This window comes from Microbacterium hydrothermale, from assembly GCF_004854025.1.
Taxonomy (GTDB): domain Bacteria; phylum Actinomycetota; class Actinomycetes; order Actinomycetales; family Microbacteriaceae; genus Microbacterium; species Microbacterium hydrothermale.
This window is the reverse complement of sequence record NZ_STGM01000011.1, coordinates 1-12027: the sequence shown is the minus strand read 5'-3', so window position 1 is coordinate 12027 and position 12027 is coordinate 1. Positions and strand designations below refer to the sequence as shown.

8 protein-coding genes and 1 pseudogene are annotated in these 12027 nt (G+C 68.2%); 8 read left to right on the top strand and 1 reads right to left on the bottom strand.

From position 1 onward, the window contains the following. Positions 1 to 25: 25 nt before the first annotated feature. Positions 26 to 1081 carry a LacI family DNA-binding transcriptional regulator gene (locus FB047_RS15970; protein WP_136588201.1) on the bottom strand — a complete coding sequence of 352 codons (1056 nt, stop codon included), beginning with the start codon at positions 1079 to 1081 and terminating at the stop codon, positions 26 to 28. Positions 1082 to 1255: 174 nt separating this feature from the next. Between FB047_RS15970 and FB047_RS15965 the strand changes: the two genes are divergently transcribed. From FB047_RS15965 to FB047_RS15930, 8 genes and pseudogenes are all read left to right on the top strand, one after another. Beyond that, positions 1256 to 2578 carry an ABC transporter substrate-binding protein gene (locus FB047_RS15965; protein ID WP_136588200.1) on the top strand — a complete coding sequence of 441 codons (1323 nt, stop codon included), beginning with the start codon at positions 1256 to 1258 and terminating at the stop codon, positions 2576 to 2578. A gap of 111 nt (positions 2579 to 2689) precedes the next feature. Further along, a complete protein-coding gene (locus FB047_RS15960) occupies positions 2690 to 3631 on the top strand; it encodes a carbohydrate ABC transporter permease (protein ID WP_136588199.1) in 942 nt (313 codons plus the stop codon). Further along, entirely contained in the window at positions 3628 to 4467 is an 840-nt protein-coding gene (locus tag FB047_RS15955) for a carbohydrate ABC transporter permease (RefSeq protein ID WP_136588198.1), read from the top strand. Before FB047_RS15960 ends, FB047_RS15955 begins: the two co-directional genes overlap by 4 nt. 2 nt (positions 4468 to 4469) lie before the next feature. After that, on the top strand, positions 4470 to 6722 hold the full coding sequence (locus FB047_RS15950; protein WP_136588197.1) for an alpha-L-rhamnosidase: 2253 nt from the start codon (positions 4470 to 4472) through the stop codon (positions 6720 to 6722). A 91-nt stretch (positions 6723 to 6813) separates the two neighbouring features. After that, a complete protein-coding gene (locus FB047_RS15945) occupies positions 6814 to 9189 on the top strand; it encodes a GH39 family glycosyl hydrolase (protein ID WP_167494270.1) in 2376 nt (791 codons plus the stop codon). Positions 9190 to 9367: 178 nt separating this feature from the next. Then, a pseudogene (locus FB047_RS15940) lies at positions 9368 to 10270 on the top strand (MetQ/NlpA family ABC transporter substrate-binding protein). After that, positions 10267 to 11292: a methionine ABC transporter ATP-binding protein gene (locus tag FB047_RS15935; RefSeq protein WP_136588195.1), complete on the top strand. Its 1026-nt coding sequence runs from the start codon at positions 10267 to 10269 to the stop codon at positions 11290 to 11292. The pseudogene FB047_RS15940 and the gene FB047_RS15935 overlap by 4 nt, the downstream one beginning before the upstream one ends. After that, positions 11289 to 11948 (top strand): methionine ABC transporter permease, encoded by a 660-nt coding sequence (locus tag FB047_RS15930; protein ID WP_136588194.1) that lies wholly within the window; start codon positions 11289 to 11291, stop codon positions 11946 to 11948. Before FB047_RS15935 ends, FB047_RS15930 begins: the two co-directional genes overlap by 4 nt. Positions 11949 to 12027: the final 79 nt, after the last annotated feature.

Here is a 12027-nt window from a genome sequence, read left to right as displayed (position 1 = left end):
GGCCGGGTCGAGGAGAGGTGGTCCCTCAGGACTCCGTGCGTCGGACCGAGGGAGCGGAACCGCTGGTCGCGCGCACACGGAGTGCGGGGGAGAACACCCGACGCTGCGCGTCCTGCCGTCCGCTGATGCGCTCGAGCAGCAGTTGCGCCGCGGTGGCGCCCATCTCCTGTCCGTGCTGATCGACGGTGGAGAGCCCGATGAGGGGATGGCTGGCGATCGGCACGTCGTCGTAGCCGACGACGGCGAACTCCGTGGCAACAACTCCACGCTCGGCGGACACCTCGAGAGCAGACAGCGCCAGGGAGTCGTGGCCCGCGAACAGCGCCGTCGGCGGTGTCGCGCGATCGAGCAGGTCGTTGACCGTGTTTCGAATGTCGTGATCGGACGAAACGATGCGGATGACGTCGGGCTCGAGCCCCCGGTCGCGCATCATGCTCTCGTACACCCGCAGACGCCGCGGGTGCGGATCGGTGCGGGGTTCGACGAGGATCCGCTCATCGTTGGTCACGTGCACAATGCGCGTGTGACCCGAGTCGAAGAGGTGCTCCATCACCAGGCGGGCACCGGCATCGTCGTCGCCGACCACGACGTCGTAGTGCTGCGGGTGGTCGTGCTGGCCGACCTGCACGAGCGGAACGCGCCGCGCGAGACCCTCGAGCCAGGCCTGCGGAACGGCCGGGGCGACCGCGATGATGCCGTCGACCTGCCGGTCGTACAGGCTCTCGAGCGCGGCCGTGCCGCTGACCGGATCAGCCATGGGCGCGATGATCAACCGGTAGGCAGAGGCGTTGAGTTCCTGCACGATGCCCGTGAGGATGCGCGTGAAGAACTCGTTGTCGACCTGGGGCAGCTGCACGCCGATGGTCGCCGTCGAGCCACGCATCGCCCGGGCCGCCACGCGCGGACGGTAGTCGAGGGCGGCGATGGATGCCGTCACCCGCTCGCGCATCCGATCGCTCACGCCGTAGGCGTCGCGGATGACCTTCGACACCGCGGCCTTGGACACGCCGGCGTGCTGCGCGACGTCTTCGATCGTCGCGGCGCGGGTCGGCGGGCCCGCGGGTGATGCGTTGTCCAGCATCGAACTCCTTCGGTCTTTATCTCCAATGTAGATCGGTTGACGAAATCGCGCCAGTCGGTCTAGTCTCGCTTCGTCGCCCCGTGTAGATCGGTTTACACTCGATCTCGCACCTGAGTCCCGAGGCGTCGTATCGGCCGGAGTACCCGCACCCGGCCCCTTACAAGGAGGTAAGCAGTGTCCGCAATCATCACCCCGCGTCGGACGACGACCATCGTCGCCGGCGTCGGTCTCGCCGCCCTGGCCCTGGCCGGTTGCTCCGGCGCGACGGGGGGAGACTCCGCCGACGGCAAGGTCGAGATCACCTTCCTGACCACCAACAGCGACGACTCCATCGCCACCGGTAACGCGCTCATCTCCGCGTTCGAGAAGGCCAACCCCGACATCACCGTCACCCTGAACACCCGCCCGGGCGGCACGGAGGGCGACAACCTGGTCAAGACCCAGTTGTCGACCGGCGAGATGGACGACGTGTTCTTCTACAACACGGGCTCGCTCTTCCAAGCGATCAACCCGGATCAGACGCTCGTCAACCTCGCCGACCAGCCCTGGGCGTCCGAGGTCACCGACAACTTCAAGACCGTCGTGTCCACGGAGAACGGAACCTACGGCGCACCCCTGGGCACCTCGATGGCCGGTGGCATCGCGTACAACTCGAAGGTCTTCTCCGACCTGGGCATCAGCGTGCCGACCGACTGGTCCTCGCTGGTCTCGGCCGCCGAGAAGATCAAGGCAGCCGGGATCACGCCGATCGAGCAGACCTACGGCGACACCTGGACGTCGCAGCTGTTCCTCCTGGCCGACTTCGGCAACGTCTACGCGCAGGACCAGAACTGGGCCGACGACTTCACGAACAACAAGTCCAAGTTCGCCCAGGAGCCCGCCCTCGCCGGCTTCACCCACCTTCAGGACGCCTTCCAGAAGGGCTTGTTCAACACGGACTTCGCCACCGCGACGGCCGCCGAGGGCTCGGCTGCCCTCGCCACGGGCAAGGCGGCGATGTACCCCATGCTCTCCAGCGCCGTCCTCAGCAACATCAAGCAGTCGAACCCCGACGCGGTCGGCGACATCGGCTTCTTCGCGATGCCGGCGGACAAGGCCGCTGACACCACGCTGACGGTGTGGGAGCCCAACGCGGTCTTCATCCCCAAGTCGACGGAGGGTGCCAAGCTCGACGCCGCGAAGAAGTTCGTCGCGTTCGTCAACTCCTCGGAGGGTTGCGACGTGCAGAATGCCAACTACGTCGCGGGAGGCCCGTTCTCCATCAGCTCGTGCTCCGTTCCGGCGGATGCCGCGCCCATGGTCGCGGAGATCCAGAAGTACGTCGACGAGGGCAAGAGCGCTCCCGCCCTCGAGTTCCTCTCGCCCGTCAAGGGACCGAACCTGGAGAACATCGCCATCAGCGTCGGGTCCGGTATCTCCAGCGCCCGGGACGGTGCGGCGGCGTACGACGACGACGTGAAGAAGCAGGCCCAGCAGCTCGGTCTCGCCGGCTGGTAACAACCGCGCTGATTCCAGCGCCCCGTGCGGTCGGCGCTCGACCCCTCCGCATATCGCGGGGCCGGAGCCCCCCTCTCCGGCCCCGCACTTTCCCCCACGAAGGAGTGACCGATGGCCCAGACGTTCGTCAACGTGGTCCCGCCCCAGGTGCGGAACCGGCGTCGAGGCGCGCCCCCCGCCACGCGAGCGGGTCGCAAGATGCGCAGCATGTACCCGTCGTGGTTCTACATCCCCGCGGCTGCGCTCTACGTCGTGCTCTTCGCCATCCCGACGTTCGCGTCGTTCTACTTCAGCCTCACGCGCTGGTCGCTGTTCGATGTCCAATTCATCGGACTCGACAACTTCGTCCAGTTCTTCTCCGACCCGCAGCTGTCGCAGGCGTTCCTGAACACGCTGGTCTACGCCGTCGTCACGAGCGGCCTGAAGGTGGTCCTGGGCCTCGCCCTCGCCGTGCTCCTGACCTCGGAGATCATCGGGCGCGGATTTCTGCGGGCCGTCACGTTCTTCCCCGTGCTCGTCTCGACCATCGGGGTGGGCCTGACCTTCAAGGTGCTGCTCGATCCGTTCGACGGTCTCGTCAACGGCGCCCTGTCCGTCTTCGGAATCGAGGGTCCGGGATGGCTGACCGACCCCAACCTCGCCCTGATCAGCGTGGCCCTCGTCGACGTGTGGAAGGGCCTCGGCATCGCGACCCTCATCTACATCGCCGGCATCGTCGCGATCCCGCAGGAGTACTTCGAGGCCGCCCGCGTCGACGGCGCGAGCGCGTGGAAGGTGTTCCGCAACATCACCTTCCCGCTGTCATGGCCGGCGACCGGGACGGTCGTCATCCTGTCGCTCATCGGCGGTCTGCGCTCCTTCGACCTGATCTGGGCCATGACCAAAGGCGGCCCGGGCTTCAGCTCCGACGTCATCGCCTCGGTGATCTACAAGCAGTACCAGGCGGGCTTCTACGGCCTGTCGACCGCGGGCAACGTGGTGCTCTTCCTCGTCGTGACGGCGGTCATGATCCCCATCTCGATGTTCATCAACAAAAGGAGCGTGGAGTCATGACCCGCCTCGCCGTGCGGCGGTGGACCGTCGGGACGATCGCGATCGTCGTGTCGGTCGTCGTCTTCCTCGTGCCGTTCGCTTTCATCCTCGTCACCGCGGCCAAGACCGCGCCCGAGGCGTCGATGCTCGCCTTCAGCTGGCCCACCGAGTGGAAGCTGTGGGACAACGTCGCCGCGGTCCTCGCCGATCGCAACGGCATCCTGGTCCGTGCTTTCGTCAACAGCATCGTGCTCACGGTCGCGAGCGTGGTCATCATGGTCATCCTCGCGGCGATGGTCGGCTACGTGCTCCAGCGCAAGAAGTCGCGCTGGAACGCGGTCATCAACTTCTTCGTCCTCGCGGGTCTCATCGTCCCCCCGGCGGTCGTGCCGACGATCTGGGTGCTCCAGGGCCTCGGGCTGTTCAAGACCCTCGGCGGACTCATCCTCATCGAGGCGACCTTCGGTCTGTCGTTCTGCATCCTGCTGTTCCGAGCCTTCGTGTCGACGATCCCCCGGGAGCTCGACGAGGCCGCCCTCATCGACGGCGCGGGGCCGATCCGCCTGTTCTTCCAGGTCGTGCTGCCGCTGCTGAAGCCGGTGATCGTCACCGTCATCGTGGTGCAGTCCGTCGCGGTCTTCAACGACTTCGCCAACCCGCTCTACTTCCTGCCCGGGGACGCGAACGCGACGGTGCAGCTGACGCTCTACGCCTACGCGTCGAGCTCGACGAGCGCCGGGCAGCTCAACCTGCTCTTCGCCGACATCCTCCTCATCACCATTCCCCCGCTCGTCATGTACATCTTCTTCAACCGTCAGATCGTGGCGGGCATGACCAGTGGGGCGATCAAGGGCTGATCATGTTCACCACTGCTCGACTCATCTCCCCTGCCGCGCCCGTGGACGGCGCTCCCACGCTTGTCGGCCGCTTCACCCTCGATTCCGACCACGGCGCCCTCGTCCGCGCCACCCTGCGATACTCGGCGCTCGGCGTCGTCGAGGCGAGCATCAACGGCGCCCGCGTCTCCGACGACCTGCTCACCCCCGGCTGGTCGAGCTACGAATGGCGCGTGCGGGTCGCCGAGACCGACGTCACCGCTCTCGTCACCGCCGACTCGACGCTCGAGCTCACGCTCGGAAACGGCTGGTACCGCGGGAGCCTGACCTGGATGGGGGCGACCGGCGTCTACGGCGACCGTCTCGCCGCGATCGCGGAGGTCGAGGTCGTCTTCGCCGATGATCACACCCAGGTCTGGGCGACCGACACGTCGTGGACGGTCCGCCCGGCCGACACGGTGACGGACGACCTCTACCACGGCCAGACCATCGACGCCCGTCGTCGGGGGGCCTCTGCTGTCGAGGCCGCGGTCGAGGTGCTCGACGCTCCCGCCGCGCGGTTCGAGCCGTACGTCGGGCCTCCCGTCGCCCCGGTGGAGACGCTTCCGGTGCGTGACGCCTGGCTGTCGCCCGCCGGCCGCCTCATCGTCGACTTCGGCGAGAACCTCGTCGGCTGGGTGCGCGCCGAGGTCACCGGCGAGCCCGGTCGCGTGGTGACGCTGCGGCACGCCGAGGTCCTCGAGAAGGACGAGATCGGCATCCGCCCGCTGCGCTCGGCCCGCGCCACCGACCGGTTCATCCTCTCCGGGGGCCCGGACGTCTTCGAACCCCGCTTCACCTCCCACGGCTTCCGCTACGTCGAGGTCGACGGGTGGCCGGGAGGGGTGGATGCCGTGCGCCGAGGCGGTCTCGAAGCGGTGCGGATCAGCTCGCAACTGCGGCGCACCGGCACGTTCTCGAGTTCGGAACCACTACTGAACCGCCTGCATGAGAACGTCGTGAACAGCACCCTCGGCAACTTCGTCGACCTGCCCACCGACTGCCCGCAGCGCGACGAACGTCTCGGATGGACCGGCGACATCGCGGTGTTCGCGCCGACCAGCGCCTACCTCTTCGACGTCGGCGATTTCCTGCGGGACTGGCTGCGCGACGTCGTCGTCGAGCAGGAGCACCAGGGGGGAGTGGTGCCGTACGTCGTACCCGACGTTCTCAAGTACGTCGGCGTTCCCGAGGACATCACCCCCGTCGATTCGACGGCCGTGTGGAGCGACGCGATCGTCTGGGTCCCGTGGGCCGTGTGGATGGCATCCGGTGACGCGCGCGTGCTCTCGGAGAACTTCGAGGGGATGCTGGCGCACCTCCGCCATGTCTCGTCGCTGGTGTCGCAGAGCGGCTTGTGGGACCGCGGGTTCCAGTTCGGCGATTGGCTCGACCCCGATGCGCCGCCGGAGGATCCCGCCGCGGCCAAGGCGGACCGCGGACTCGTGGCCACCGCGTGCCTGTACCGGTCGGCCGACCTCGCCGTCCGCGTCGCCGATGTCCTCGACCGCTGGGATGTGCGGGACGAGCTCGAACGCCTCCGCCACGCGACGCGACGCGCTTTCCGTGACGCCTACGTCGACCTCGAGGCGCAGCGCCTGCGCAACCACTGCGAGACGTCGTACGCGCTCGCCATCGTCTTCGGTCTGCTCGACGACGGGGAGTCGTCGTGGGCGGGGGACCGTCTCGCGGAGCTCGTCGACGCCTCCGGCCATCGCATCTCGACCGGGTTCGCCGGTACCCCCTACATCCTCGACGCGCTGAGCGGCACCGGTCACCTCGTCACGGCCGGACGCCTGCTCCTGCAGCGCGAATGCCCGTCGTGGCTGTACCCGGTGACCATGGGGGCGACCACCATCTGGGAGCGCTGGGACTCGATGCTGCCGGACGGCGCGATCAACCCCGGCGAGATGACGTCGTTCAACCACTACGCCCTGGGTGCGGTCGCCGACTGGATGCACCGCGAATTGGCGGGGCTCGCCCCTTTGGAGCCCGGGTACTCCCGCGTGCGCATCGCGCCGCAGCCGATCGACGGGATCGATGACGCATCGACGTCGTACGACAGCGTCTATGGCCCGATCGCCGTGGCCTGGCGTCGCGAGGGGCCCCTCGTGCATCTCGAGGCGACCGTGCCCGAGGGGGTCGTCGCCGAGGTGCGGCTGGGTGAGGTCGACGCAGAAGTCGGAGCCGGTGTGCACCGGTTCTCCGTGGAGTTCGCACCGACCGTCGCGGTGTGATCACCGTGGCAGGTCGACCGTGACGGCGGTCGACCTGCCACGACCCCGGCGGCGACGACGCCGCCGGTCTCTCGATGAAGAGGAGAAATCCGTGTCCATCAGAAGAAGTGCAGCCGTCGGCGCCGCGATCGGCGCCCTGGTCCTGGCGGGGGTGTCCGCGCCGCCCGCGGTGGCGGCCAGTTCCGTCACATTCAGCGCGACGTACGGCACCGATGCGGGCCAGCAGCTCGATGACGCCCGGCTGCTCAACGGTTCTCAGGGCGGCTATGCCGTCACGAAGAACCTTCACCTGCTGCCTGAGACGCTCGGTCAGGTGAACTCGACCGGGGTGCGGTCGGTGCGCATCGACCACATCTTCGACGACGACTTCTACGGGCTCGTCTCCCGCAACGCGTCGGGAGCGCTGACGTTCGACTTCACCAAGCTCGACTCGGTGGTGCTGCCCCTGTTCGATCAGGGCATGGTCCCGTGGTTCACGCTCAGCTACATGCCCGGGGCGCTGGCGAAGGACAAGTTCACCGCTCCCTCCAGTTACGCGGACTGGTCGACGGTGGTGTCGACCACCGTGAAGCACTACGCCGATCTGGGGCACACCGGACTCAACTGGGAGGTCTGGAACGAGCCCGACTTCGACTTCTGGAAGTCCGGGGCCTCGGCTTTCAACGACCTCTACGCCGCGTCGGCCAGCGCCGTGAAGAGCGCCGATCCGACGGCTCAGATCGGCGGGCCGGCGGTCTACAACATCCAGGCGCCCATCATGGGCTCGTTCCTCGACTACATCGCGGCCAACCCGAGCGTGCCGTTCGACTTCGTCAGCTGGCACGACTACGGCGGCAACGACTTCTCGGAGTCGGCGACCGTGGCGGGGATGCTGTCGTCGCGCAAGATCCCGGCGAAGAAGCAGTACATCACCGAGTGGCACACCACGGCGGCGTTCGGCTCCACCCCCGGCGGGGACGCGGACACGAACGTGCTCGCCTCCTACACGGCCCGTCGCCTGACCTCGGCGCTGCTGCAGCCCACCCTCAACGGGGTGTTCTTCTTCAGTCCGGTCGAGGGATGGAACCCCACCGCGGACTTCTCCACCGACCTCGGCCTGCTGACCGTGGAAGGACACCGCAAGGCCGTCGGCAACGTGTTCGAGATGGTCGACCTCATGCCGTCCACCGTGCTGTCGTCCACCACCTCCGGAGCGCCCACCGACCGGTCGGTCGGCGCCATCGCCACCGGCGACACCGGCAGCAAGACGACCGCGTTCCTCGCCTGGAACGACGGCAGCGACGCCTCCACCGTCTCGCTGTCGGCGAGTGCGCTCCCGTTCGCATCGTCGAACTTCTCGGTCGCCCGGTACGACGTCAACGCCACGTCGGGCAACTACTACGCCGACTGGTCCGCCGGCACCCGCAACCGCACGACGGGCCCCAACGAGCTGCTGCGCCCGTCCAGCGTGAACGTCTCTGCGCCGGCATCCACGTGGTCGTCGCAGGTGACCATGCCCGCCAAGTCGGTGTCGCTGTTCGTGCTGAGCCCGTCGACCCAGGCCGCGGGTGCCGTTTCGCTGAGCACGCCGACCTCGTCGACGAACGTGGCGCGGGCCAGCACCGTGACGAGCTCCAGCAGCTACACCGGTGGCGGGTGGGGCGGAGCGAAGCTCGTCGACGGTCGTCGTCACACGTACAACGCCTCCGACACGGGCGGGATCTCGCAGGGCTTCACCTCGGATGCCACGTCGACGGCGCAGGCGACGCAGTGGGTGCAGCTCGACCTCGGCGGCGTCAAGTCTTTCGACACGGCGACCCTCTGGCCGCGCGACGATCAGGATGCCGATGGCTCGAGCTTCCCCGTCGACTTCACGCTCGCCGGCTCGAACGACGGCTCGACCTGGACCTCGCTGGTGACCAAGACGGGCTACAAGGCGGGACAGAAGATCGCGGGACCGCAGGTCTTCTCGACCGGGAAGGCTTCGTACCGATACGTCCGTCTCACGGCGACCAAGCAGGGCCAACCGGTCACCGAGGGGTCGTCGCAGGTCTACCGTCTGCAGCTCGCGGAGCTCGAGCTCACCAATGCCGGTGCGCTGAACCCGGGCTTCGAAAGCGGGGACCTGACCTCGTGGTCGGTGGAGGGTGCGGCATCCGTCGTCCCCACGAACACCTACGACGGGCGTTACGCCGCGACCTTCACCGGTGCGGGCAGGGGCGTGTTCCAGGTCGTGTCGGGGCTGACGCCGAACACGACCTACACGTTCAGCGGCTTCGCCAAGTCGGCGGGCGGTGAGCCCGTCTACGTGGGGGCGAAGAACTTCGGCGGCACCGAAGTCTCGACCCCGGTGACGACCAGCCGCTGGAAGCAGGCGTCGGTCACCTTCACCACCGGCCCTTCGGCGACGTCCGCGCTGCTGTATTTCTACAAGAACAGCGGTTCCGCGCAGGCCTGGGTCGACGGGGCTGTCCTCACCGGACCGTGATCGCTCGCGTCGGCCCCTCCGTTCCCCACAGAGGGCGGAGGGGCCGGTGCGCGTCCACGCCGACTTCGGGATGCCATCGAGCCCGAGATCTGTCGAATCGATGACGCCGTGTGACGACCCGTTACCACCCGTAACGGCCCGGTTTGGGCCCCGCGCGGACGCATGTTGACGTGGTCCCATGACTTCGCACCGCCTCCCGCGCCTGGCCACGATCCTCGGCGCCTCCACCGCCGCCCTCCTGCTCACCCTCACCGGCTGCGCCGGGGGAGCGGCATCCTCCGACGACTCCTCGCGCATCGTCCTGGGCGCCGACGACGGCAACGAGGCGCACTGGACGGTGCTGAAGCAGAAGCTCGCGAGCGAGGGGATCGACCTCGAGGTGCGCACCATCAACGACGGCGTGCAGCTCAACCAGGGCGTGCAGGACGGCGAGCTCGACGTGAACCTCTTCCAGCACCTCATCTACCTGTCGCAGTTCAACGTCGAGAACAACGGCACGCTCGTGCCGGTCGGCGCCACCGCGGTGTATCCGCTCGCCCTCTACTCGGAGCAGTACACCGACGTGAAAGACCTGCCGGAGGGCGCGAAGGTCGCGATCCCGAACAACCCCACGAACCTCGCGCGCGGCCTGCTCAACCTGTAGACGGCGGGGCTGCTCACCCTCAAGGACGGCGGCAACGCCTTCTCGACGCCCGCCGACATCGAGACCTCGAAGGTCGAGCTGCTGCCGGTCGACACCAATCAGACGGTCACCGCGCTCAAGGACGGCAGCGCGCAGGCCGCGATCGTCAACAACACGCAGGCGCAGAAGGGCGGGCTCGGCGACGACCTCATCATCTTCAAGGAAGACCTGAACAACCCCCAGCTCGCGCCCTACATCAACGCTTTCGTCACCCGTGACGACAAGAAGGACGACCCGCGCTGGGCGAAGCTCGTCGAGGCCTACCACTCGCCCGAGGTCGAAGCCGCGGTCACCGAGCTGAACCAGGGCAACCTGCAGTTCAAGACGGAGTGGACGGGCGCGCAGTTGCAGGACGAGCTGACGAGCCTGGAAGACGCCCTCGAGGCCCAGAACGGATGACCTCCGTCATCGAGCTGCGGGGCGTCACGAAGAGTTTCCGCACCGATCGCCGCTCCTCCACCACCGCCGTCGACGACGTGTCGCTGACGGTGGCGGAGGGGTCGATCGTGGGCGTGATCGGCTACTCGGGCGCGGGCAAGTCCACGCTCGTGCGACTGCTCAACGGGCTCGAGCAGCCCACGTCGGGCACCGTGAAGGTGCTCGGCGTGGACGTGGGGGATGCCACCGAGGCGACGCTGCGCGACCTGCGGCGCCGCGTCGGCATGATCTTCCAGCAGTTCAACCTCTTCACCTCGCGCACGGTCGCGGCCAACGTCGCCTACCCGCTCAAGGTGGCGGGCTGGAAGAAGGCCGACCGCGACAAGCGGGTCGCGGAACTGCTCGACTTCGTCGGCATCGGCGACAAGGCGAGACAGTATCCGCGGCGCCTGTCGGGCGGCCAGAAGCAGCGGGTCGGCATCGCCCGCGCGATCGCGACCGACCCCCGCATCCTGCTCGCCGACGAGGCCACGAGCGCCCTCGACCCGCAGACCACGGCCGAAGTGCTCGACCTCCTGCGCGAGATCAATCGGCGCCTGGGCATCACGATCGTCGTCATCACGCACCAGATCTCGATCGTGCACGAGCTGTGCGACCAGGTCATCGTGATGGACGGCGGCCGTGTCGTCGACAGCGGCGACACGTACCGCGTCTTCGCGCACCCCCGCGCCGAGCTGACGAAGCGCTTCGTCGCCGCCGTCACGCAGGGGGTGCCCTCGGGCGAGGCGCTGTCGGCGCTCGCCGCAGGCGGGGGAGAGCTCGTGAGCGTCGAGATCAACGAGTTCTCGAGCGAAGACGTCTCTGCGGTCTTCCACCGCCACGGCGCACGGCACTCCGTCGTCTACGGCGGGGTCACCGACGTGCTCGGCAAGCAGCTCGGAACCCTCACCTACCGCGTGCACGCCGACGACCTCGCCCCGGTCGTCGCGGAGCTGCGCGCGCACACCGACGTCGTGCTGCCGGCGGGGGAGGTGCGCGCGTGAACAAGTGGGACACCCTCACCCCGGTGCTGCTGCAGTCGATCGGCGAGACCGTCTACATGGTCGCCGTCTCGCTGCTCATCGCCGGAGTCGCGGGGCTGATCATCGGCGCCCTGCTGTACGCCACGCGGCCGGGCAACCTGTTCGAGAACCGCGTCGTCTTCTTCGTCGCGAACCTCGTGATCAACCTCATCCGGCCGATCCCGTTCATCATCTTCCTCACCGCCGTGGCCCCGGTCACGCGCGCGGTGACGGGGACGACCCTGGGGACGGATGCCGCGATCGTGCCGATCACGATCATGGCCACCGTCGTGATCGCCCGCGTCGTCGAGCAGAACCTCGTCGCGGTCGACCCCGGCACCGTCGAAGCGGCCCGGGCCGTGGGCGCGCGGCGCATCGGCGTGCTGTTCGGGGTCGTCATCCCCGAGGCCCTCGCGCCGCTGATCCTCGGCTACACGTTCATGTTCATCGCGGTCGTCGACATGTCGGCGATGGCGGGGTACATCGGCGGCGGCGGGCTCGGCAACTTCGCCATCATCTACGGCTACCAGCAGTTCAACCAGCAGGCGACGTGGGTGACGGTCGCGATCATCGTCGTGATCGTGCAGGCCGGTCAGCTGCTCGGCAACACGCTCGCCCAGCGCATCCTCCGGCGCTGACGCCCGGGCGCGGGCGAGGCCGCCCCGCCCCGCCCCACCATCCCGACCGGCCACGAGCCGGTTCTGCAAGGAGGACCTC

Excerpts from the sequence above, each read along its gene's own strand:
- FB047_RS15970 (WP_136588201.1), bottom strand. The coding sequence starts at position 1,081 with ATGCTGGACAACGCATCACCCGCGGGCCCGCCGACCCGCGCCGCGACG.
- FB047_RS15960 (WP_136588199.1), top strand. The coding sequence starts at position 2,690 with ATGGCCCAGACGTTCGTCAACGTGGTCCCGCCCCAGGTGCGGAACCGG.
- FB047_RS15955 (WP_136588198.1), top strand. The coding sequence starts at position 3,628 with ATGACCCGCCTCGCCGTGCGGCGGTGGACCGTCGGGACGATCGCGATC.
- FB047_RS15950 (WP_136588197.1), top strand. The coding sequence starts at position 4,470 with ATGTTCACCACTGCTCGACTCATCTCCCCTGCCGCGCCCGTGGACGGC.
- FB047_RS15935 (WP_136588195.1), top strand. The coding sequence starts at position 10,267 with ATGACCTCCGTCATCGAGCTGCGGGGCGTCACGAAGAGTTTCCGCACC.